The sequence below is a fragment of the Solibacillus sp. GQ1 genome (assembly GCF_059758555.1).
Window position 1 is genome coordinate 2204192 of sequence record NZ_JCAXEX010000001.1, and the last position, 23779, is coordinate 2227970.

The following is a 23779-nucleotide window of genomic DNA, read 5'->3' on the forward strand; positions in this document are numbered from 1 at the left end:
TATAATAAACCATATGATACATGGAAATTTTCTACAAATCAATAATACCAAGTAAAAAAATATGAATAATTAGATTAATAGTACAAACTTATTATTTTTGAATTGCACTAATAGTCTCTCATAAAAATAAGCTAAACAAATTCGTTTAGCCCATTTTTATGTTACACAACTTTATAGCGACCAAGCAGCTTGCGTCCTGCATATGCGAAAATCCGGTCCATAATAAAGCCCATTAACCCAAGAACGACAAGCCCTACAAAAATCCAGTCTGTTTTAAAGTACAGTCGTGCATTCCAGATCATAAAACCGATCCCTTCATTTGCAGCGACCATTTCCGCACCGACAATCGCCATGAACGATGAACCCATTGCAAGCTTTGCACCTGTGAAGATGTACGGGATTGTTGCCGGAATAACGACATAAATAAGCGTTTGGAATTTCGAAGCCCCCATACTTTTAGCAGATAATAATTTATCATTCGAAATAGATAGGACCCCTGTTAATGTATTAATCGTAATGACAAAAAATGTTGCATAAACAATTAAAAATACTTTTGACTGTTCGCCAATCCCAAACCACAGCATAAATAGTGTAATGAATGCAAGCGGCGGGATGAAACGTACAAAGTTAATAACCGGTTCAAATAGTGCCCGCACAAACTTATTCGTTCCTATAAGCAAGCCAAATGGTACAGCAATTAAGAGTCCGAGTGTCCATCCTGCCAGCACCCGTAAAAAACTGTATCCCATATAGAGAAACAACGTCCCATCACTGGCAATTTCAATTGCCCCGATTAAAGTTAAATATGGGCTTGGCAAAAACATCGGTTCAGAAAACATTGAAGCAATTTGCCATACGAGCAGAATAAATAACCAGCCGATAATACCGGACTGTAAAATCAATTTACCGATTCGGCTTTTCTTTTTTACCTTTACGACAGGTGCCACTTGCTGTCCTTTTTTTAGTTCAATCGTCGTCATAAGCTGCCTCCCTTAATTCTAAACAAAAGTTTTATTAAATCGTGAAGTCCTCAAAATGTGTCTGAACTTGCTTATAATGGTTGTTGAAATCGACACTTGTTATATCTCGAGGATAAGGCAGGTTTACATCATAAGTCGTTTCGATTCGTGAATTCGGACCGACAGACATAATACCAATCTTCTGACCTAAAAGAATCGCTTCCTGAATGTCATGTGTCACAAAGATAACGGTTTTATTTGTTTCTTTCCAAATTCGAATGAGCTCATTTTGCATTGTTCGTCGTGTCATCGCATCAAGTGCCCCAAACGGCTCATCCATTAATAAGATTTCCGGCTCATTTGCCAAAACACGGGCAAGCTGTACACGCTGCTTCATCCCGCCCGACAGATTATCAGGAAACTTTTTCGCATGGCCAAGTAAACCCGTTAGCTTTATGAAAGTATTGGCTACCTTTTTTCGTTCTTCTGCAGGCACCTTCTTCATTTTTAAGCCAAATGAAATATTCTCCTCAACTGTTAACCAAGGGAACAATGCTGAATCCGCTGACTGAAAAACGAAACCACGTCCATCTCGGTTTTCTTCACGAGAAGTCACAATTTGCAATTCGCCAACTGACATATCCAAAAATCCTGCAATAATATTCAGCAATGTCGATTTACCGCAGCCACTTGGTCCGAGAAGTACATAAAACTCGCCCTTCTTTATCGATAAATCTACATTTTTTAATACATATGTCGGATTTTCAATATCTGTTTTAAACGTTTTGGCACCATTTTTAATTACAATTGCTTCTTCTGTTATCGTATTCAGCATTGCCTTTTCCCCCTTAGTTAGTAAGTTACTTTGTCTTTCAAGACTTGCTTCGCCGGATCTAGATACAGCTTTTCATCCAAATCAAAATCTTCATCCAAAATACCGCGCTCCAGCAAATACTCTTTCATGTTGGATAAATGTGTATAATCTTCCTTCGTAAAACCGAGCGTATAGTTCACTCGTTTTAAATCAAGCATTATATCTTCTTTTGCGATTTTCAACTCTTTATAGCCGATGTCAGCAGTACCTTCCGGATTCCCCTTTACATATTCAACTCCTTGTTCAATGCCTTCAAGGAACTTCCCGATTTCTTCTGAATTTGCTTCTGCAAATTTACGGTCCACAATTAAATAGCTCGATATACTTAAATCAGGTACAGTACTCAATCGGTCGATTTCATGCACACCATCAATATTCTTGAATTTCTCTATTAAAGCACCCGTTCCAATAACGACATCGATATCCCCTTTTTTCATTCCGACGATAGCTTCATCAGGTGTACTGTATGGTACATATTTAATGTCGTCCTCGCTAATACTGTAGTGCTCTAAATATTTAGCCCATTGGTATTCAGATACCGTTCCTTTTGCAACACCGATTTTTTCACCTTTAATATCCGTCGGTACTTCTATGCCCTTTACTGCCAAAATTTCCGACAGACTGACAGAGTTGAAGTGCTCATCGCTCCCTGTCAATGAAGAAACGACTACGAAATCACCTTTACCAAGTGAGTTCAGTAATGCATAATCTGCTGCCAATCCTGTATCTGCCTGCTTTGTCAAAACAGCGTTCACAGTATCGATTCCGTAGGCAAAATTGGAAAGCTCTACATTCAATTCTCTATCCGAAAAATAACTGTTATTCGCAGCTGCCCGAATTTGGAATGAACCCCCTGCTGCTGTATCAATCGCTGCCCGAATTGTTTTGCCGCCAGCATTGGCTGAATTTGCATTATTACCGCATGCCCCCAATATAAGCGCCGTTATTAATAAGAGCAGTAGATGTATTGATCCTTTTAATTTCATATTTTCACTCTTTCCATTAGCAAACTATTTTTATTTTTATACTAGGAATTATTTCAGAGAATTTATGTTGTAATTTTCTTCGCCACTGTCTCATCATAACGCGCAACGCAAAGGGCTCCTTCTCCATAAGAAAAAGCTTCTTTAATTTCAGCAACAGAATGTGCACCGCCTTCTGCCGCATTCGGCACTCGGAAATCTTTCACATCAATCGGCTTAATCTCAACTTCAACCGGTGTTTCCAATTGAGGTACCCAGTTGTATGGAACACGGTATGCGCGGTAAACCATATTTGACCCTCGTTCATTTTTATAGGCAGAAATATATTCCCATACAATTTCATGGTCTGCCGTTACTTCAAAAATACGTCCATTCGAGCCCTCTGTAATTAGCGTATTGCCATTTTCCAAACGCTGTGCCGAACTTATATAAGGACTGTAGAATTTATAGGAATCCGTTGGTACCGAAAACTTCGCTTCAAGTCCAGTATATTGCCATACAATTTCAAGTGTAATCGGATCGATTTCCAAAATGCGGGAATGATCGCGGATGGCTACTTTATTACCGTCAACCGAGTTTGGATTCGGTGCGCCGTATCCTCCCCAGCCTCCGTTGTCAAATACTAAAACATTGCCCTCACCTGGCAAACCTTTTGGGATGATATGTGCATGATGCTGTCCGATAATCCATCCTAAATGTTTTGTCTCCGGTGTGTCATAATCCGGTCCAAGTTGCCATACGATTTTCCCTGTTTCTTTGCTTGTAATCGCGATAATATTTGCCTCACGCGCATCCCATATAATATTGTCCGGATGGAAACGCTCATCACCATTATCATAATGGCGATTCGGACCAACTAATGAAATGGAATTAATGTGAAGCCAGTCGCCTGAATGATTACCGAAGAAACGTCGATTCGGTTCTTCATAAATCGCCTTTTTTGCTTCCTCACTAAAGTTAAGCTCATCGAAATGCTCATGTGCGTTCCATTCCCATACGATATTGCCTTCCCAATCGACCTCAATAAATGCATCATCCAATAATGGGTGTTTGGAGATTTTTTCGTTCGCTACATCACGGTGAACTAAAATCAATGTATTTCCACCTGTTGTTTGCGGCTCCTGACCTGGTGCCGGATAACCTACAGGGCTGCCAGTACGCTGATAGTCGTGGTGTGCACGTGCAACCCATCTTGCCTCATGACCCGGATCTTCAATAAACTGATGCTTATCAAATTTCCATACAACATTACCTTCAAAATCAATTTGTACTAAATCGCCCTCATCTTGGAAACCATACTGTGGATCACGATTAAACGTGTGCCCAAGTACAAAACCACCTGGAAATACTTTGTTCGGGAAGCCGCGTAGCCCTTTCCATAAATGAACTTCTTTCCCGTTCATATCAATCAGTAATGCCCCTTCATTTGCTGCCTGAAAAATTGTATAACCGCTTGCCGCCTTTTCAGGATTGTAAACTGTTGCCCCTGTCGGATGAATTGTTGGATTTCCCATATATACCGCTCCCTTTTCATTATTTTTTCAAGTTAACCGTGTATTTTATGTCTTAATAAATTACCATTCAATAGTTATCAATTGCTTGCTTTGTTTAAATTCCATTCCTCCTTCCAAGACAACCTTTTAACAAAGGTTAAAAAGAAAAGGCACTAAAAATACAGCCTCCTCCAATGTGTTTGGTGAGAGTAATGTATTTTTAGCGCCTTTAGTTGTCTAATCAGCACTTTATTAAATTATTTTTTAAAGTAGAAGTTCACTTACTCAATCCCTAGTAAACTACTTAACTTTAAAAGTATTAACAGTATCGTACCGATTTAATTCTTATTCGTCAAGTAGGTTTTTAAAATAATTTAAAATTTTCGGAAAACTAACAAGAAAACGCTAAACTTATATAATCGAGTTTAGCGATTTTTCTCAGTTTTCATGCTTCTGTTTTCTTGCTACAAAAACAAGCATGATAAGCATGAACATGGTCATTACAAAAAATGCAATAGCATCCCAAAACGCTGCAGGATCACCTGCTCCGAGAAGGTTCATATAAATAGTAGCGTACGTATAATAAAGCTGTGGTACAAAATACATCACTGCCAAAATTAACGTTAAAACAACTCCAACTATGTAGAATACACTATACAGGCGAATCAAATTCCATTCATTTTGAAATATTTCTTTATAATTTTCTCCATCTTTTCGTTGTTTTTTAAATAAGGAATTCAAATAGATTTTTCCGTTTTCCATCAAGTTATAACAGCCTGTTATATTTTCCATAACATAATAAACATCTGTTTTCATATAGAAGCAGCATTGATAAATAAATTTAATGAAAATATCCAACACGATGATTCCAAGAATTCCTATAATACTCACATCCGGAAAAAGAAGCATTATACCGAATGAAAGGAAAAGAATGACCTGCTCAAAAGATATTCCGGCAAGATACAGGATATTTCTCTTTTTTGGATCGAGCTTCCAAGCTTGAGTGAGATCTGTTTCAAAAACTATAAATAGGAGCCGATTTCCAATGCTTAATTTAGCCGGCAAATCATGTGATCGAATAGCAAGAATATGTCCGAATTCATGAAGTAAAATTAATACTAAAGAAACTGATAGATACATAAGAATATTCAGCATCATAGAATCGAATAGGAATATATCTTTGTAATGAGGAAAAAGTTCCGGGTTCAGTATGAGAATGATGATGTTTGCAATGAGCAGCAGCAAGTAGATCTTGTTCATTGCTCCATTAAAAAATAAACGCCCCACCGATTGCGGAATCCATAAGAAACCACCCGAACGTGATGTGGATTTAGACTGCTCTTTTTTAACGAGCACACCATCCACTTCTTGAACAAGCCCTAACTCCAACAGCTGTTCAACAAAATCAACAATATCCACTTCTTCATCTGCATATGAATTTTTTAATGCATGTTCAATGGAAATGAGCTCCTCACCTTGTTCCAAACGTTTGATAGCATCAACACCAATCTCAGGCAATTCAAAGAAATCACCGGAAATCGGCTCTTCTACGATATAATGTTTTTTATCTTTTCGAATGGATAACGGATATAACGTTATCTCGGATTGTAAGGATACCTTCAATATATAGCCTCCTCTTTAAATTAAAATAGGATGCTAAATAATAGCATCCTAAGTATGTACTTATTTTGGGATAAGGAAGCACCAAAAACAAGTAACTTTAATTTTATTTAATTTACGAATTTTCACTTTTCTCCCCCCCTTTCAAGCCCATACCTTTACTGTATGTTTTAGAAATTTGCACCCAATCAGGATAAATCTTTTTAAATAGTTCTATCAGTTGCGGATCAAACTGACTGCCTTGGCCATCGAGTATACGTTGATATGCTACTTCAAATTCAAGTGCAGGGCGGTACGATCTGGAGGAAGTCATCGCGTCAAACGCATCAGCTACAGCAGTAACTCTTGCTAAAAACGGTATATCTTCGCCAGTAAGTCCATCCGGATATCCTTTTCCATCCCATCTTTCATGGTGATGGGTAATTACATCAATATTATCTGCAATGCCTTCAACATCTTGAATAGCTTCAGCGCCTACAACAGGGTGCGTTTTAATTATATCAAATTCTTCATCAGTCAACATCCCAGGTTTTGTCAAAATCGAGTCCGGAATACTAACTTTTCCAATATCGTGCAAAAGACAAGCGTAGTAAAAATAATTTAACTCAGACGGTTTAAATTTTTCTGTAGCTTCTGCCATTTTCATTGCATAGGCAGCAACTCGTTCACTATGACCACGTGTATATGGATCCTTCAACTCTAGTGTAGCAATTACTCCTTTAACAATACCTTCCAATTGTTCGTCGTATGAGTTTTTTAATGCTTTAATATAATTTAATATTCTATTTAAAAGAATAAAAGCAATAAATGAACACACTAACATTATGATAATAGGAAACATAACTATCGGATCCTGTATAACAATACCTACAATAATATATTTAATTATCAATCCAAATGATACATAATAAGTAAATTTTTTAGTTACAAAAATAGGTGAGAACAATATAAATATAATCTCTACTAAATTTCCACTAGTATACGAGTGAGAACTATCTTTATAGTACAATATATCTGAAAATAGATTAGTGGTAAAGTACTCAAAAAATATTATATATTTTACAAATTCTGTTTTATCTATTTTTATCAGATATATAGATAAAGGAATTAAACCAAGGATTACTCCATATTTAATATACATAAAATCGTACCATATTAGACTTTTATCATTTGCATCGTGCCAAGGAAATGCCGGAAAAAGATCGTAATATAATATGTCGTATACAAAAAATACGATATAGAACAGCCATAAAAATAATTTGGTTGAACGTTTTTCTTCTTGTAACAATGATGTTTTTTTCATTTTTTACCTCACAATTAAATTACCAATCAATAGACCTTATGTTCCACATACCATTATAACACGAGATTGGAAATTAGTTCTATATATCTATGAATTAAATTTCTCACTTTTTTATTAATTTACTCTTTTAACCATAATATATTCACTTTGTACCTATTAACTAAAAAAACAGGAATTTTTTTACTACTATTTCAATAAGGCTATCTTAACAATATTCCTATATACCCTGCAACACAATTCCTAATTTCAATCATTTCTATTAACTTGGGTTCGTTTAAAAACTCTAATAATAACTAAACCAAAAGTCTCACTTCAATAAAACGGAATGTATCCCCTTAAAATAAAAAGACCTAATCTTAAATGTCGATTAGGTCTAATCTTATTGATTTAAATATTAAAACGGGTATTCTCGTGGGTCTGTCTGAACAGAAATCCATTTTGTCGTTGTAAATTCATGGATTGCCCATTCGCCGCCATATCGGCCTAAACCTGAAGCTTTCTCTCCTCCGAAGGCAACGATCGGTTCATCATTTACTCCCTGATCATTGACATGAATCATTCCTGTAATAATCTGTTTAGCCACTTCAACACCATGTTCAGTTGTACCGGCATGAACGGCGCCGCTCAGCCCATAGTCACTGTCATTAGCAACGCGAATCGCCTCTTCTTCACTATCTACAACGATTACACCTACAGCAGGTCCGAATATTTCTTCCTGGGCTATCGGCATATCATTCGTAACATTCGTTAAAATAGTAGGAGCCAGTACATTACCTTTCACTTCCCCTTGAAGGGCGTATTCTGCTCCTTTTTCAATACTCTGGTCAATTAATCGTTGAATTCGGGCGATTTGTTTATTATTAATAAGCGGACCGACAACCACATCATCATTTTTTGGATCCCCGTATTTAATTTTGGATGCTCTATCCACAAATGCTTTTATAAACGTCTCGTATACCGGGCGTTCAACAACAATCCGATTCAGAGACATACAAATTTGTCCGCTGTTTAAAAATTTACCGAAAGCGGCAGAAGCAGCTGCTCTTTGAACATCAGCATCTTTCAAGACGAGCATGACATTGTTTCCGCCAAGTTCTAAAGCTACACGTTTTAAGTTTCTTCCGCATACCTCTCCAATATGGCGCCCTACCTCTGTAGAACCGGTAAAAGAAATGATTTGAGGAATAGGATGCTCAATAAATGCATCTTTAATTTCAGATGAGCTGCAAACTGTAACATTTAACAACCCTTTAGGAATGCCGGCCTCCTCAAAAATTTCAGCTAAAATAAGTCCACCTGAAATCATCGTCTGCAGATCCGGTTTAAGTACAACTCCATTCCCCGTTGCTAAAGCAGGAGCAAGGGAACGCATTGTTAAATGGAACGGGAAGTTAAATGGACTAATAATCCCCACTACCCCAGCCGGATTATGATATACTCGGTTCTCTTTCCCGGGAATAATGGATGGCATGATTTTCCCATGCATCCGGAGTGGGAACGTAGCCGCCTCTTTCATAATGCCGATAGCACCACTAATTTCAATATTGGCTTTCGTATGGGAAGCACCATTTTCCTCCACTAAAATTTGCACGATTTCTTCTCTTTTTCGCTCTACAATTTGTGCAGCTTTTTCTATGATCGCTTGTCTTTGATAGGCATTGACCTGTTCCCATTCTTTTTGTGCTTCTTTGGCCGCTTGATACGCCTCATCTATGTCTTTTTCATTTGCCAACCGAATTTCCGCAATCGTTTCCTCGTTGTAAGGATTCTGGTCTACGTATACTCTTTCACTGTTTCCTTCTTTCCATTCTCCACCAATATACTGCTTATTCCATTTTTTATTCATCGGTATCATCCTTTCCAACGTTAAATGCCATAGAATTTCACTCAAAATGCCATACGTCTTACTTTAATGCATGTACATATATCACTTAGTACCCTTGATTCGCCGTTTTATTACCATAAATATCGTTTTCTTATATTTTTCCTATAAAATCATTCTCTTCTACTTAAGCTTTTTGCCACGTTAGTATAAGTGAAAATCTTCACAATATACGTGAGTTACGGATGCATTTCCAAATTCGCATTGAAATTAACTGAAAAACATACTATTATAGCTAGCAATATGATGGTAATATTATGAAAAAATAGTAAGGAGGTCCATATGAAACTACGTGTATCAACCGTTCAATATCATCTTCATACGATTCGATCATTTGAGGAATTTGCTCAGCAAGTAGACCATTACGTGCGAGCTGCCCTAGAGTTCGAGACGGATTTCATTTTATTTCCTGAGTTTTTTACGACGCAGCTGTTATCTATAGGCAACGATAAAGGGGACCCACTTTCCATCAATGAGCTTCCTGATTTTACAGTGCAGTACCTTGATTTATTTACAGGTTTAGCCGTTAAAACAAAGATGCATATTATCGGTGGTACCCATGTCATACGGAACAATGACAAACTCTACAATGTAGCTCACTTATTTTATCCGGATGGCACGGTTGCCACACAGGCGAAACTTCATATTACTCCAACCGAGGTAAACGAGTGGAACATGGCGGCAGGTGATGAGTTACACCTTTTTGATACAGAAAAAGGTAGAATTGCAATTTTAACGTGTTACGATATCGAGTTCCCTGAAATCGTACGAATGGCAAAAGCTCGTGGCGCAGATGTTATCTTTTGCCCATCTTGTACCGATGATCGCCACGGCTTCCATCGTGTTCGATATACAAGTCATGCCCGCGCTATTGAAAACCAGGTATATGTTGTTACCGCTTCTACTGTCGGTTCGCTCCCAACCATTGATTTTATGCGCATGAATTTTGGACAGTCCGCGATTATTGCACCAAATGACGTCCCGTTCCCACCGCGTGGAATCGTAGTTGAAGGAGAGCTCAATAACGATATGGTTGTTACGGGGGATTTAGATTTGGCACTGCTTTATCAAGTACGCGAAAAGGGCTCTGTAACAACGTGGCGTGACCGTCGTACCGATTTATACAATGACTGGGAAAGCAGTTTTATCAATGTACAGTAAACAGTTTTATGTGTTTCAAGACAGCAAGCCGATTCTTGCGACAGTCCGGAATTACACGCCTGCAGATTTTGATGCCCTTATCCGTATTCAACAGGATTGCTTCCCTCCCCCATTCCCTTCAGAGCTATGGTGGAGTGAAGAACAACTTATAAGTCATGTCACACATTTCCCGGAAGGTACACTTTGCATTGAAGTGGATGGGCAAATCGTCGGTTCCATGACGTCCTTGCTCGTTGATTTTGACCCAAACAATCCCCTACATACGTGGGAGGACATAACCGATAACGGCTATATTCGTACTCATGATCCAAATGGCGATACACTCTACATTGTTGATCTTTGTGTGCGCCCAGCTTCTCGCAGTTTAGGGCTTGGCAAATGGCTCATGCTTTCGATGTATGAAATCGTCATTGAGCAAAAGCGCGTTCGTCTGCTTGGCGGCAGCCGGATGCCGAATTATCATCACCATGCCGACCAGCTTTCACCAGAAGCGTATATTGAAGCCGTTTTGCGTGGTGAAATACACGACCAGGTCATTTCGTTTCTACTACGCTGCGGTCGCATGCCGATACAAGTTGTACCCCACTATTTAGAGGATGAAGAGTCGCATCATTATGGTGTATTAATGGAATGGCGCAATCCTTTCGTCCAAATCAAGGAGGCTTATTAATGGATTATCATCGCATTACATCGATTACCGACCCACTGTTTGCAGATATGTATGAACTATTAAAAACGGTATTTCCACCGGAGGAAGTATTAGCATTTGATTTATGGAAAGAACCGCTGGAGGATCCAAGCATTCGCGTATTTATCGCCGTCCATGAAGGTGAAGTCGTTGGGACAACAGAGTACCGCTATTATAAAGATTTAAATGTTGGCATGACCGATTTTACAATTATCGGCCGGGAAGGTATTGGCGTCGGCCGTTTCCTAGCAACAAAACGTGAAGCAGATTTACAAGCATTGGCACAGGAAAACAACAAGCAAATGGCAGGCATGTTTGCAGAAATCTATGATCCGTATCGTGTAGACGATCACGGCTTTGGTGGAGTAAAACCAATGGACCCGTTTGTACGCCGTGAAGTGTTATCACATTTAGGCTACAAACGGCTAAACTTCCCGTACGTCCACCCATCATGGCAGTTGGACGGGACAGCTGTAAGCGGACTTGATTTATGCTTTATGCCCGCTGACTACGAACAAACCGATTTAAATGCATCACTGATTGCGACATTTTTAAAGACGTACTATGCAGTATTGCCCGAGAAGCCAGATACATGGGTAGAGATGATCGAGTATCTTGATGCAAAAGAAAGTGTGGAGTTGGTGGCAATTTAACATTTTCTATTATTGTACTAATCGTGCACTACAGATTTATCTATTTCTTACAAACAAAGCACTTCAAATTCTAAGTACAATAGAAACTGAAGTGCTTTTAAATTGTTAGAAACGCTAAATTACAGATTAAAGTGGAACTTCTTGTGGAGCTTTTGGCTGTATATATGGATTAACCGGACGTTTTAAACCAAGATTTTCACGTAATGTGGTACCAGCATACTCCGTCTTAAATATTCCCCGCCGCTGTAGTTCTGGAATTACTTGTTCTACAATGTCGTTGAAGCCTTGCGGGAAAGTTGGTGCCATTATATTAAAACCATCAGCCGCTTCATTTTCAAACCATTCCTGCAACTGATCGGCAACTTGGGTTGGCGTCCCGATAATTTCTCGATGCCCGCGAGCCCCTGCAATATTGTTGTATAATTCTCTCAAAGTTGTTAACCCTTTTGCCTCTACAATACCTTTCACAATACTCGCTCGAATATTCGGGTTCGTGCCGTCAATTTGCTGGCCATTAAAATCTGGAATTTGCCCTTCAAAGTCGTACTCCGATAAATCTACCCCCGTAAAACCGGATAGATAAGCCAAGCCTACTTCTGGCGTAATATAGTTATTTAATTGCTGATGTTTCGCAATTGCTTCCTCTTCTGTTGCAGCTACAACAATGAAAGCCCCTGGTAATATTTTAAGATCTTCAGGATTACGACCGTATTTTGCTAAACGGCCTTTAACATCTTTATAAAATGCTTGTGCATCTTCCAGTGTTTGCCATGCAGTGAAGATAACTTCAGCTGTTTTCGCAGCTAGCTCTTTTCCTGCCTCCGAAGAGCCTGCCTGTACGATTACCGGATGGCCTTGTGGTGTGGACGGCGCATCCAGTGTTCCTTTTAGTTTAAAGAATTTCCCCTCATGATCTATTTCAGTCACTTTATTTAAGTTGTAATAATGACTACTTTCCTTATCAATTATCAATGCCTCTTCGTCTATCGAATACCATAGCTTTTTCACCACATCTACAAATTCATCGGCACGCTCATAACGTTCTGCGTGTTGAAAGTGTGCATCACGGCCAAACAGCAATGCCTCTCGCTCATTGGCTGAAGTCACAACATTCCAGGCTGCACGACCGTTTGATAAATGATCAATGGCTGCAAACTTACGTGCTACATGAAACGGTTCATTATACGATGTTGTTAATGTTGCTGTTAAACCGATATTTTTCGTGACAGCTGCTAATGCAGAAATAATGACGACCGGATCCAGCTTCAATCCTGAGTGTGCATTTTCTAAAATCGGTTGACCAAATACATCTGCAAAAAATAAATTATCAAACTTGCCGCGCTCCGCAACTTGCGCGATTTCTGTTAAATAGGCTAAATCTGTTACTTTACGTACTTCGGTTTCGGGATGTCTCCAGCTCGCAACATGGTGACCCGGCAGATTAATAAACGCACCTAAACTTAATTGTCTTTTTGTCATTTTAATATTCTCCTTTTTCGTTGAATTTAGTTAAAAGCTTTATTTGCCATATGGATTGTATTCATTTGTGAATAGATTCTCTAACTTCACTTGACCTTTTTTTAAATCACCATTCTCCACTAACCAGTCGATCCAGATTTGGAATTCCTTTTCTGCAATTTGTCCACCTTCTTCAGCAATCCCTGTGCTCTGCCAGTATTTTAAATTTTCTGTCGTTTCATTACCTTCACGTGCAGAAACAATTTCCTCAAACTTTGCAATGACTTCTTCACGGGGCGTTGTTCTAGCCCATTCAATTGCTTTCGAAACTCCTTCTACAAATGTTTTAACTGTGTCCGGATTTTCTTCAATATACTTTTCAGTAAAAAAGAATTCACCTGCTGTAAATTGACCAAATAAATCGGTATCTTTAAATACAGGATAAATGACACCATTTTCTAAAGCACGTTCTTTCGCAATACCACTAAGTGCTACAACATCGATTTGACCAGCCCGTAAAATTTGCTCTGCACTCGCGCCCGGTACAACGACTAATTGAACTTCTTGAATTTCATCTTCTGTTAAACCGCCATCACGTAAAAATTGTTTTACTGCAAACTCAGAGTGCGCCCCTAATGTGTTCATTCCGATTTTCTTGCCGATTAAGTCTTTCGCTGTTTTAATGCCACTGTCGTCCAATGTGTAATAGCCGATAAATGTATTTTCATCACTACCGTAAGAGCCTACAACCGATTTAATCTTTACACCTTGTGCATAAGATTTAATAATGGCACCGTTAAATGCTGATCCGAAATCTATTTCGCCTGTTGCTGTTAGTTGAATACTTTCTGGACCGCCGACCATATCACTCACTTTTTCCAGCTCTATATCCCCCAGATAACCAAGGGCCTCTGCTAATTCAGGGAATATTACATTTCCTGGTGTGCTTTGATATTGTATAACTCGATCTTGACCATTTGCGCTTGCTGTACTACGTGAATCATTATTTGAGCACGCTGTTAAAGCTCCCAGACTTACACTTAATACGACTAATAACAACCACATCTTTTTCATGCTAAGATTCCCCTTTTCCTGTTTAAATACAATATACATAACTAAACAAATTAAATTAGTAGGTTTTAATTAAAAATAAAATACTTACTGTTTCCATCGCGAGAAGTAGCGCTCTGCACCGGAAAGGCCATAGTTAATCAATAAGCCTAATAATGCAATAGTAATAATGCCCGCATACATTTCAGCAATCAGGAAATTGTATTGCGAATACGTAATAAAATAACCTAGCCCCGCTTTTGCACCAATCATCTCAGCAGCAATTAATACTAAAATCGCACCCGTCCCTGCCATACGAATACCAGTAAAAATTGTCGGTACCGATGCAGGTAAAATAACTTTGTAAAACAATTTAAACGAAGAAATATTCATTGAGCGTGCTGATTTAATTAATAACGGATCCACACTTTTTACAGCAGAAATAGTATTTAATAAAACGGGCCAAGTACATGCATATAAGACAATTGATATTTTAGAAACTTCACCAATTCCTAACAGTAAAATAAATACTGGTAACAGCGCTAATGCTGCTGTGTTACGGAATAGCTCCAAGATTGGTGTTAATAACTCTCTTGCTAACGGATACCATCCAATTAGCAGACCTAATGGTATCGCTACGACTAATGCTAAAGCAAAGCCAAAAAGTGAACGTAAAATACTCGCCTCAAAATGTCTCCATATTTCCCCTGTTATAAGTAGGTCCCACCATGCATGAATAACCTCGGAAAATGGCGGCAGAAACGTCCTATCGACAAAACCTAACTGTGGGGCAAGCTCCCAGAATAATACAAACAAAATAAGTACGATTGATTTCTTAAAGACTTTCAACATGATTGAAAGTGATTTACCGGAAGTCCTAGGTCGTTTACTCGTTTCTTCGATTTGCGTCGGTTTATTTAATGTTACCATCTAAAAACCCCCTTCTTAAATGTGTGCGCCTTGATATTCCGGTTCATGCAGTAAACTCCATACCTCATGCCTCGCTTTTACGAATGCTTGGTTTGATTTAATATCAGCGTCAGCTAAACGATTGTTCAGTGGAATATCTATAATCTTTTTGACAGTACCTGGATTGGCTGAAAGAACAACAACCCGTTCTCCTAAGTACACTGCCTCATCAATTCCATGTGTAATAAAAATAATTGTCTTACCTGTCTTCTTCCAAATGCGCAATAATTCCGTTTGTAATGTTTCACGAGTTTGTGCATCTAATGCGGCAAATGGCTCATCCATTAATAATACATCTGGATTGAATGCTAAACTCCGCGCAATTGCTACGCGCTGCTTCATTCCCCCTGATAATTCATGCGGATAGCGATCAGAATAGTTTTTCAAGCCTACTAAGTCCAAATAATAATCGGTTCTCTCTTGCCACTCCTTTTTCGGAATTCCTTTCGCTTCTAAACCAAATTCAATGTTGCCGCGTGCTGTTTTCCATGGAAATAATGCATATTGTTGAAAGACAATTCCACGATCCAGCCCTGGTCCGCTTATTTCACGACCATCAATAAGAATCCTGCCTTTTGTCGGATTCGTTAAACCTGTCAGCAAATCGAGTAATGTAGATTTCCCACATCCACTCGGCCCTACTAAAGTAATGAATTCACCCTCCTTTACTGAGAAGTCAATACCTTGAATAGCAGTAAATTCACGTTGAGCCCCTTTTTTGTTTTCATCTCGGACTAAGAAGTTTTTGGAGACTTGTTCAAATTTGATTTTTTCCATTGTTCACACTCCTATTTCACACAATTCCAATTAAAATAGTATGTTTATTGTAAAAAATTTTTTATATGAATCGTCCACTCACAATTAGTAAATCCCCCTTTCAGTTAAAACAAAAGGCTCCCTTATCAATTAGATAAGGGAGCCTCTAGTATCTCTAGTGAGCTTGCTAAGCCATATATTGAAATTAATAATAAATAAAACTAATTTAAATGTCAACTAGTTTTATTGGAATTATCAGATTTTTTTATGCTATGCTTGGAGTCCATTAATTATAATCCAGTCTGATTTTTTCTATCCATCAACTTAATGTATTCGTCTAAATAGACCTTTTCTGCATTTGAAGCTCTATCCACTGTATTCATAGCGCGGTGCCATAATGGATAAATAGGTTCCAGTGCTGTTAAGTTATTAATTTGTGAGATATCTTCGTTTGTTAATTTTAAATTATAGGATGCAATATTCTCATGCAATTGTTCTTTAGTTCTTGCAGACAAGATAATTGAATCTACATTTGGTCGATCACGTAACCATGCAAGAACAACTTGCGCTACTGTCGCTTTATGTTTAGACGCAACATCTTGCAATAAATCGATTAGATTATAAAACAAATCCGGATTTTTAATATATGTTTCCGGCCAGCCATTCTCTTGTCTTGTACCTGGTTCGAACATTTTGTTTCTTGTAAATTTACCAGTAAGCAGCCCCTCACCAAGTGGCGATCTAATACTATTAGCAATGCCCAATTCTTTACCGGCCGGCAAAATTTCGTACTCTGCTTCACGAGATTCCGGTGTGTAATAGATTTGTTGTGCAATTGGCGGTATCATATTATTTTCTACTGCCCATGTTTGTGTCTTCGCAAGTGCCCAACCGTTGTAATCGGATACTCCCCAATGACGAATTTTCCCTTTTTTAATTAAATCATTCATCTCTTGGACCGTTTCACTAACCGCTACTTGGCCGTCCCAACAATGTACATAATAGAGATCAATATAGTCTGTACCTAGTCTTTTTAATAGCGCATCTATCGATGAATCAACGTTGATTAAAGCTCCCGTATCGGTTGGTTTATCGATCAGCTGAAATCCTTTTTTACTGCTGATGATCATATCCTGGCGTTTATCTCTTATCGCTTTGCCAAAAATAACTTCCGCATCACCTTTTGCGTACATATTTGCTGTATCAAAATGGTTGATGCCTTGATCCAGTGCGTAATCCACCATATAATTTGCGGTTGTCTGATCCATTGCACCCGCTTCCTCAAGACCATTTGTACTGAACATCACGGTACCCAAAGCATATTTAGAAACTTTCAAATCTGAATTGCCAAATAAATTATAATCCATCATGATCCCTCCTATGCATTGTGTTTTCCCATGTTCCCTATTAAATAAAACATTCTACGACCTTTTCACGAGATATTGCACAATCATGTTATAGAATGGGTGCGTTAAAAAGCGCATTCTCTTTTTGAGTCTATTTAGGAACCTTTGTATTACCGCTAAAATCCTTTACGTTATTTGATTGTGTCAAAAAATAGTTGGTTAATTTAAAAATTCGGGTAAGAAAAAATAGGTAACTTGTTGCACAGGGGTATTGGAGCGGGTGAGCTTCCCTTTTGCTATTAAATCCAATTATTGGAAGGAGTGTTTGAATTGAGTAAAAAGAAAGAAATCAAAAAGTTAAAAGATCATGCATTTGCTGATCTTTGTTTAATCGAAAAAGAATTTCAGCAAATTGTAAAAAATACTTCGAATAAATCAGGTGCTTTTAAATGGGTGGAGCTATTGAGTGATTATGAGTTGGAAGAATTTTATGGACGCCGTAGGGACCGAAAATATGCAACGCTCACAGTAGAGTTGTATTCATTAACTGAACAACTGCTAAAAGACATTTATAAAGTTTACTTTAATCATAAATATAAAAATAAGTCCGACATTAATATAATTCTCGATCTAGAGAGGAAATTGGGTGATTACTTAACTTTTAAAAATAATACTAAATTATTGGCGAACCTCAGAAGTTGTATTGTTCATGAAGAATTTTCTTTAAAGTCTGCAAGAAAAAAAATAAATATCAAAAAGAAAAATAGAATTTTATTTAAACAATTGATGAAAGATGTTGATCTGTATATAGAAAATATAGAATTGAAATAAAATGTCGTGCCCCTTATTTATAAATACATTTTTTCTCCGGAACTAATTAATATATCCGCTACTAATCACAGTCCGTTAAAATAAAATAGGTCAGCCATGAAATTGGTCGACCTATTTCATGGGAGTATTCATTAAAACAAAAAAACTTTAATTATAACAATTGGAGGCTGATTGCAACGATAAACTCCCACACGATAAAGCAATAGACAATGAAAAAGATGACTCCAGCAACATGCCAAAGTCATCTAATCGCTGCCTTAACAACTTCCACTATTCATCATCACACATGGTCAACTAATAGTCTGTTTGAATTCGACAGGTTATGATAATTTGTATGTTTAAATTATGGGTATGTTATCAATTTCCACGGTTTTTATGTGAAGTTCACATTGTAAGTACATAGTAAATAACATAGAGCCAACCGAACAAACCATGTATTATCGCCAACACTACAGATTTATTAACGCTCCATGAAATAATGATAGCAAGCACCATACCAAAACTTACACCACCAATTTCAATCTTCACAACCGCCCCATCCTCTCTGCTGTCTTGTCAATCAACACATTGCGCTTACATAATACTTTATTTCGCGCATGTATAATTTATCTGCATCATCTTCCCATTCATAGCATCCTTCTTTATCCCCATAGCGAATAGAACAATGTTTTTTAGATCATCGTCTAATTCGTTATATAATCCTTCAATGGCATCAATGGTTTTCTTTAAATGTTGGTACCGTTTATCTTCTGATATAACATTATTGCTTTTCTTTCCGTTGGATTAAAATGTTATTAATTTTACCTCCGCCAATATTGCCATCTGCTTCATGGTATGGATTTATCAATACCAATTCACGAAAGTGTAGAATACGTTTACTTTTCGTTATGATAAATCCAAATTTCTTCGATGGTTTTATTTTGCCCTGGTGACAGTTTATTCATTTTGCCCTCTACTAATGAGGATTATAGTTGTGCAATTGCATCTCTAATTTTGTCATTAGAATCATACTCCGATTTTAAAAACGATTCCAAGCTCTCGACGCTTTCTTTTTTATTAACATTTCATTCTTCAAGTGCTTTTCCAACTTCCATTCCTTTTGCAATTGTTTCTTTTTTCGGTTTTGTATTTCAGTAGATACTGTAACGTCAAAAACACCTTTTTTCTTAATCAAAACAAAAAACCTCCAATTATTATAATTGAAGGTTTTTTTGCAACAATTTTTTGGTGAATTTTTAACGGTTAGAATCCCGCTAGTTATACCCACACTAGTCAAATCGTTTATACTATTGAGTTTTCTCAAAATTACTTTACGTCCCAGGAGGGATTCGAACCCCCGACCGACGGCTTAGAAGGCCGTTGCTCTATCCTGCTGAGCTACTGAGACAATTTCTTTAAACCAATTGGTAATAAAGACAATTTTTATTATATGGTATATTATATTTAAAGTCAACAAACAAATTCAATAAAATTATTATTTAACTAAAATAATTTTTTGTTCTCTCAATTCTGCATAAAAAAAGTGAAGTCCTCATTAACTCGAGGCTTCACTTTGATAATTAACGCTCATAAAATAATTCATCGATCAAATTATTATTATCGTCATAACATTGTAATGTAAAATGTGTGGAAGTTATTGTTAGGGTAACAAATGACTTTTCTTCTATTCGACGCGGCTTTAGTAAGCTGCCCGGATTGATAAATAAAATGTCGTCAATATATTCTGCACCAAGTACATGTGAATGACCAAAACATACGATTTGTGCGCCGACTTCCTTTGCGCGGTAAATCAGTTTCATTGGAGAGTTTTTCACGTCGTATAAATGCCCGTGTGTCACATACACACGATCTCCATTTATCTGAAACAGCATCTCCTCTAAATAGTTATGGTCATGATCACAGTTCCCTTTCACACGCTCTACTCCTTGCAGAGCAGGATGTGCATACGGTAATTCACTATCACCACAATGGATCACTTTATGCGCATCTGGATGGTAGCCCTTTACACGTTCAATGATTTCCTCGTCACCATGTGTATCACTCATAATCAATAGCTTCATTCGTATCCACATCCTTTACATTTCTATACTTAGTGTGACAGCATTGAAACGAAAATTCAATCGTTATTAAACAAATTTTTACAATTTCCAACAATTCCCGCAATTGCTATTTCAGAAATTCTGCTAACTGTAATGCCAGTTTACGAATAGCATTGCCTCGGTGTGAAATGGCACCTTTTTCTTCTGCAGAAAGCTCAGCCATATGTTTTTCCAAAGCAGGCACATAGAAAATCGGATCATAGCCGAATCCGTTAGTCCCTTTCTTTTCATGTGCAATCATACCTTCACATGTGCCGAATACTGTTTTCGTTTCCATATTCGGTCCTGCAATTGCCAATGCACAGCAGAAACGGGCTGTACGCTGTTCTTCCGGTACATCCTTCATGTTTTCCAGCACTTTCACCATATTCGCTTCATCGTCATGATCGCCGGCATAACGTGCAGAATACACTCCAGGTTCACCGTTTAATGCATCGATCGCTAAACCGCTGTCATCCGCAATCACGATTTGGCCAAGCATGTTTGCTAATGTTTCCGCTTTTAAAATTGCATTTTCTTCAAAAGTCTTACCTGTCTCTTCAATTTCCACATCCGGAGCAACGTCAAACATTGTGACAACTTCATAGCCGAATGGTCCAAATAATGCTTCAAAGTCTTTCGCTTTTCCTTTATTCTTTGTGGCGATTACTACTTGTTTCATTATGCTTCCACCTTTCCGATCAAGTTTGCGATTTCACCTAGTGCTGTTTTTTGCATTTCGATTAGCTGGGCAATTCCCGATTCTCCTAAATCAAGTAATTCATTCAGTTCTGAACGGCTGAATGTCGCTTCTTCACCTGTACCTTGTAATTCCACAAATTCGCCGGCACCTGTCATAATAACATTCATATCGACTTGTGCAGATGAATCTTCCACATAATTTAAATCCAAAACTGCGCCAATGTTTTCTAATTTTCCCACACTAGTTGCAGCTAAATAATCTGTTACAGGGAATTTTACGAATGGCTTGTCTTCGCCTAGTTTTGCAATTGCCTGTGTCATCGCTACAAATGCTCCTGTAATCGATGCCGTACGCGTTCCGCCATCTGCCTGGATCACGTCACAGTCAATCCATACCGTTTTTTCACCTAGCGCTTCTAAATCAACGACAGCACGTAATGCTCGGCCGATTAAGCGTTGAATTTCCATCGTGCGGCCACTTACCTTCCCTGCAGAGCTTTCACGGCGTGTGCGTTGCTCTGTAGCGCGTGGTAGCATGGAATATTCAGCCGTAATCCAACCTTTACCTTGTCCACGTAAAAAACCAGGGACTTTTTCTTCAATCGTTGCAGTACAAATCACCTTTGTATTTCCAACTGTTATTAATACCGAGCCTTCCGGATGCATTAAATAATTATTATCAATTTGAACTGGACGTAATTCATTCACAGCTCGTAAGTCATGTCTAGTCATTCGTGACCTCCTCAATTTGTTCGCGCACTTATCTTATCACAATTTAAGGAGGGTCTAAAGCAGAAAAGCAAGACATAGAAGGAAAAAGCTCAAATTAGACAAAATGCCTAATTTGAGCTATCAACTATTTTTCAAATGTAATTTTACGTATATCCAATTCACCTTTTTCCAGCCAACGTTCTGCTATGGAACGGAAAATCGGCACGGAACCAGATGCATGCAGAATATGCTGCGGTGGTTCTTCACCTGTTCGTAATTTTCCTGTATAGCTTAAAATCGCTTCGACATCTTTAGCCGTTTCTTCGGCAGATGACAGGACGTGAACATGTGAGCCTACTGCTGCCTCAATTTGCTTTTGTAAAATAGGATAATGTGTACAGCCTAAAATGACTGTATCAAATCGCTCATCTTCAAGCGGCTTTAATCCTTTTGCAACGAGGTCATACGAAAATTGGCCTTCGTATTCACCACTTTCAACGAGTGGCACAAATGTCGGACAGGCAAGTGGAATTATTTTCGCTTTTGTCGATAATGATTTCACCGCTTCTTCATATGCGCCGCTTTTGATCGTGCCTTCTGTCGCTAATACGACAACTTCATTGCGCTTTGTCTTTTTTATGGCCGCTCGTGCCCCTGCATTAATAACTCCTAAAACCGGAAATGGCATATGTTTTTGCAGACTTTCCAATGCAACGGCAGTCGCAGTATTACATGCAATGACAAGCATCTTCACATTCATCTTTTCGAGTGCTTTTGCCATCTCCCATGTAAAATTGCGGACTTCTTTCTTTGTGCGTGGCCCGTAAGGACATCGCGCCGTATCACCTATATAATATATTGTTTCATTCGGCAAAAGCTCCATAATCGCTTTTGCCACTGTTAATCCGCCAACTCCGGAATCGATAACACCAATTGGGGCATTCACTTGTACCGCCTCTATCCTATTTCATTAATAAATGTAGTTTTTGCAATGTTCTTGATAATTGTTCAAACTCTTCTGCGTTAAATTCCTGTGTAATATCCCGCAAATAATTTTGACGCTTAAAAATTACTTCCTGTATAATTCTTTCTCCTTCAGGTAAAAGATGAATCCGTACAACACGTCGATCATTTTCGTCACGTACACGCTGTACCAATTCATTTTTCTCCATCCGGTCCACTAAATCTGTCGTTGTCGAAAACGCTAAATACATTTTCGTAGACAAGTCACCGATCGTCATATCACCCGATTCATGCAACCATTGCAATGCAATAAATTGCGGAGGTGTAATCGTATAATTGCTTAAAATTTCTCGACCTTTTTGTTTGATTAAGTGTGAAATATATCTTAGTTCTTTTTCCAGGATTGCTACAGATTCAGAGCTATGTGTGCTGTGATCTTTCATCTACTCCATTCACTCCTCGATGCGTTTCATAGTTCTATTTTGAAGTTTTTTTTATAAAATAGCAAGCATCGAATCAGTATATCGACAATTCCTGAAGTCTTAATAGCTCAAGAATTGCTTGCGTACGACTTGATACACCCAGCTTTTGAATCGTATTGGAAATATGATTACGAACGGTTTTTTCACTAATGCCTAGCTTAGTTGATATTTCCCGTGTTGAATAGTCCTTTATTAATAGCTCAAAAATCTCGCGTTCTCTTTTTGTTAACAGCGAACGATGCTGCGGACGATTCATTTTGCAACACCCTCCTATCCTCTTCTTTGTACATTATGTCGAAAATACAAAGCAGGTGAGGGCATTTAACTATTTCCCAAGCAATAATTTTTTTTGCTCTTCCAGTAACGGGACACCTTTCCCCGTGTCACTGCTCAATTGTACAAGCGTTCCGCGTCCTGTATAGCATGCTTCATCTTTTTCATTTTTCACCAAATAATGCAAATCCATGGAAGAAGTGCCGATCGACGCCGTTTTGACAAATATTGTCAATTCTTCATCAAAGAACACTTCTTTTAAATAATCACACTGAATATCTGCCACAACGAGCATATTTCCCGTATTCGATCCTGCTGTAAAATCAAATCCTAATGCTTTAAAATATTCGATACGTGCATACTCGAAATAGGCAAATACTTTTGTATTATTTACATGCCCATACATATCTGTTTCCGAAAATCGTACCTTTACCTTTGTCGAAAACGAAAATCCTGCCATCCATTCTGTTGCATCCTGAATATATGTAGCTCGCATAAAAATTCCCCCTTTGTTTGATTACATCATCATCCCCTGATAATGAAT

At 38.1% G+C, this 23779-nt stretch carries 25 protein-coding genes and 1 tRNA gene; 4 read left to right on the forward strand and 22 right to left on the reverse strand.

Annotated elements, in window-relative coordinates; genetic code table 11:
* Positions 1-161: 161 nt before the first annotated feature.
* The 7 genes from AC6CH1_RS11275 to AC6CH1_RS11305 all read right to left on the reverse strand — a co-directional run bounded on the left by AC6CH1_RS11275 (position 162) and on the right by AC6CH1_RS11305 (position 9078).
* Positions 162-980 carry an ABC transporter permease gene (locus AC6CH1_RS11275; RefSeq protein WP_427708773.1) on the reverse strand — a complete coding sequence of 273 codons (819 nt, stop codon included), beginning with the start codon at positions 978-980 and terminating at the stop codon, positions 162-164.
* Between the two features lie 34 nt (positions 981-1014).
* A complete protein-coding gene (locus tag AC6CH1_RS11280) occupies positions 1015-1794 on the reverse strand; it encodes an ABC transporter ATP-binding protein (RefSeq protein WP_427708771.1) in 780 nt (259 codons plus the stop codon).
* Between the two features lie 17 nt (positions 1795-1811).
* On the reverse strand, positions 1812-2819 hold the full coding sequence (locus tag AC6CH1_RS11285; RefSeq protein WP_498317537.1) for an ABC transporter substrate-binding protein: 1008 nt from the start codon (positions 2817-2819) through the stop codon (positions 1812-1814).
* Between the two features lie 62 nt (positions 2820-2881).
* The gene (locus tag AC6CH1_RS11290; RefSeq protein ID WP_251686579.1) at positions 2882-4330 is read right to left on the reverse strand and encodes an aryl-sulfate sulfotransferase; all 1449 of its coding nucleotides are present in this window, start codon (positions 4328-4330) and stop codon (positions 2882-2884) included.
* A gap of 417 nt (positions 4331-4747) precedes the next feature.
* Positions 4748-5932: a PqqD family protein gene (locus tag AC6CH1_RS11295; RefSeq protein WP_498317539.1), complete on the reverse strand. Its 1185-nt coding sequence runs from the start codon at positions 5930-5932 to the stop codon at positions 4748-4750.
* A 112-nt stretch (positions 5933-6044) separates the two neighbouring features.
* Positions 6045-7232 carry an HD-GYP domain-containing protein gene (locus AC6CH1_RS11300; protein ID WP_498317541.1) on the reverse strand — a complete coding sequence of 396 codons (1188 nt, stop codon included), beginning with the start codon at positions 7230-7232 and terminating at the stop codon, positions 6045-6047.
* A gap of 394 nt (positions 7233-7626) precedes the next feature.
* On the reverse strand, positions 7627-9078 hold the full coding sequence (locus AC6CH1_RS11305) for an aldehyde dehydrogenase family protein (RefSeq protein ID WP_498317543.1): 1452 nt from the start codon (positions 9076-9078) through the stop codon (positions 7627-7629).
* A gap of 318 nt (positions 9079-9396) precedes the next feature.
* Between AC6CH1_RS11305 and AC6CH1_RS11310 the strand changes: the two genes are divergently transcribed.
* Genes AC6CH1_RS11310 through AC6CH1_RS11320 form a run of 3 tightly spaced genes read left to right on the forward strand, consistent with a single transcriptional unit; the run spans position 9397 to position 11616 of the window.
* The gene (locus AC6CH1_RS11310; protein ID WP_498317545.1) at positions 9397-10275 is read left to right on the forward strand and encodes a carbon-nitrogen hydrolase family protein; all 879 of its coding nucleotides are present in this window, start codon (positions 9397-9399) and stop codon (positions 10273-10275) included.
* Positions 10265-10945, forward strand: a complete 681-nt coding sequence (locus AC6CH1_RS11315) for a GNAT family N-acetyltransferase (protein ID WP_498317547.1) — start codon at positions 10265-10267, stop codon at positions 10943-10945. Before AC6CH1_RS11310 ends, AC6CH1_RS11315 begins: the two co-directional genes overlap by 11 nt.
* On the forward strand, positions 10945-11616 hold the full coding sequence (locus AC6CH1_RS11320) for a GNAT family N-acetyltransferase (RefSeq protein ID WP_498317549.1): 672 nt from the start codon (positions 10945-10947) through the stop codon (positions 11614-11616). Before AC6CH1_RS11315 ends, AC6CH1_RS11320 begins: the two co-directional genes overlap by 1 nt.
* 126 nt (positions 11617-11742) lie before the next feature.
* On the opposite strand, the gene AC6CH1_RS11325 is transcribed toward AC6CH1_RS11320, so the two are convergent.
* The 5 genes from AC6CH1_RS11325 to AC6CH1_RS11345 all read right to left on the reverse strand — a co-directional run bounded on the left by AC6CH1_RS11325 (position 11743) and on the right by AC6CH1_RS11345 (position 17216).
* Positions 11743-13095 carry an LLM class flavin-dependent oxidoreductase gene (locus tag AC6CH1_RS11325; protein ID WP_498317551.1) on the reverse strand — a complete coding sequence of 451 codons (1353 nt, stop codon included), beginning with the start codon at positions 13093-13095 and terminating at the stop codon, positions 11743-11745.
* Positions 13096-13134: 39 nt separating this feature from the next.
* A complete protein-coding gene (locus AC6CH1_RS11330) occupies positions 13135-14148 on the reverse strand; it encodes an ABC transporter substrate-binding protein (protein ID WP_498317553.1) in 1014 nt (337 codons plus the stop codon).
* An 84-nt stretch (positions 14149-14232) separates the two neighbouring features.
* Positions 14233-15054, reverse strand: coding sequence for an ABC transporter permease (locus AC6CH1_RS11335; RefSeq protein ID WP_427708754.1), 822 nt, complete (start codon positions 15052-15054; stop codon positions 14233-14235).
* Between the two features lie 15 nt (positions 15055-15069).
* Complete coding sequence (locus AC6CH1_RS11340) at positions 15070-15870, reverse strand: ABC transporter ATP-binding protein (RefSeq protein ID WP_498317555.1); 801 nt, start codon at positions 15868-15870, stop codon at positions 15070-15072.
* A 269-nt stretch (positions 15871-16139) separates the two neighbouring features.
* Positions 16140-17216 carry an aldo/keto reductase gene (locus AC6CH1_RS11345; protein ID WP_498317556.1) on the reverse strand — a complete coding sequence of 359 codons (1077 nt, stop codon included), beginning with the start codon at positions 17214-17216 and terminating at the stop codon, positions 16140-16142.
* Positions 17217-17516: 300 nt separating this feature from the next.
* Between AC6CH1_RS11345 and AC6CH1_RS11350 the strand changes: the two genes are divergently transcribed.
* Positions 17517-18026: a nucleoside-diphosphate sugar epimerase gene (locus tag AC6CH1_RS11350; protein WP_498317558.1), complete on the forward strand. Its 510-nt coding sequence runs from the start codon at positions 17517-17519 to the stop codon at positions 18024-18026.
* A gap of 384 nt (positions 18027-18410) precedes the next feature.
* Here AC6CH1_RS11350 and AC6CH1_RS11355 read toward each other — a convergent pair whose 3' ends face one another.
* The 10 genes from AC6CH1_RS11355 to AC6CH1_RS11400 all read right to left on the reverse strand — a co-directional run bounded on the left by AC6CH1_RS11355 (position 18411) and on the right by AC6CH1_RS11400 (position 23731).
* Positions 18411-18554 carry a hypothetical protein gene (locus tag AC6CH1_RS11355; protein WP_498317560.1) on the reverse strand — a complete coding sequence of 48 codons (144 nt, stop codon included), beginning with the start codon at positions 18552-18554 and terminating at the stop codon, positions 18411-18413.
* A 490-nt stretch (positions 18555-19044) separates the two neighbouring features.
* Entirely contained in the window at positions 19045-19200 is a 156-nt protein-coding gene (locus tag AC6CH1_RS11360) for a hypothetical protein (protein ID WP_251686568.1), read from the reverse strand.
* A gap of 139 nt (positions 19201-19339) precedes the next feature.
* Positions 19340-19413: transfer RNA gene (locus AC6CH1_RS11365), tRNA-Arg, on the reverse strand.
* A 172-nt stretch (positions 19414-19585) separates the two neighbouring features.
* Positions 19586-20086, reverse strand: coding sequence for a metallophosphoesterase family protein (locus AC6CH1_RS11370; RefSeq protein ID WP_498317562.1), 501 nt, complete (start codon positions 20084-20086; stop codon positions 19586-19588).
* Positions 20087-20192: 106 nt separating this feature from the next.
* Positions 20193-20786, reverse strand: coding sequence for an XTP/dITP diphosphatase (locus AC6CH1_RS11375; protein ID WP_251686566.1), 594 nt, complete (start codon positions 20784-20786; stop codon positions 20193-20195).
* On the reverse strand, positions 20786-21538 hold the full coding sequence (gene rph, locus AC6CH1_RS11380) for a ribonuclease PH (protein WP_498317564.1): 753 nt from the start codon (positions 21536-21538) through the stop codon (positions 20786-20788). The genes AC6CH1_RS11375 and rph overlap by 1 nt, the downstream gene beginning before the upstream one ends.
* Before the next feature lie 124 nt (positions 21539-21662).
* The gene (racE, locus tag AC6CH1_RS11385) at positions 21663-22463 is read right to left on the reverse strand and encodes a glutamate racemase (protein ID WP_498317566.1); all 801 of its coding nucleotides are present in this window, start codon (positions 22461-22463) and stop codon (positions 21663-21665) included.
* Between the two features lie 16 nt (positions 22464-22479).
* The gene (locus AC6CH1_RS11390) at positions 22480-22923 is read right to left on the reverse strand and encodes a MarR family winged helix-turn-helix transcriptional regulator (protein WP_079528245.1); all 444 of its coding nucleotides are present in this window, start codon (positions 22921-22923) and stop codon (positions 22480-22482) included.
* Positions 22924-22996: 73 nt separating this feature from the next.
* A complete protein-coding gene (locus tag AC6CH1_RS11395; RefSeq protein ID WP_008405041.1) occupies positions 22997-23218 on the reverse strand; it encodes a helix-turn-helix domain-containing protein in 222 nt (73 codons plus the stop codon).
* 69 nt (positions 23219-23287) lie between these two features.
* Positions 23288-23731, reverse strand: a complete 444-nt coding sequence (locus tag AC6CH1_RS11400) for an acyl-CoA thioesterase (protein WP_498317568.1) — start codon at positions 23729-23731, stop codon at positions 23288-23290.
* Between the last annotated feature and the right edge of the window lie 48 nt (positions 23732-23779).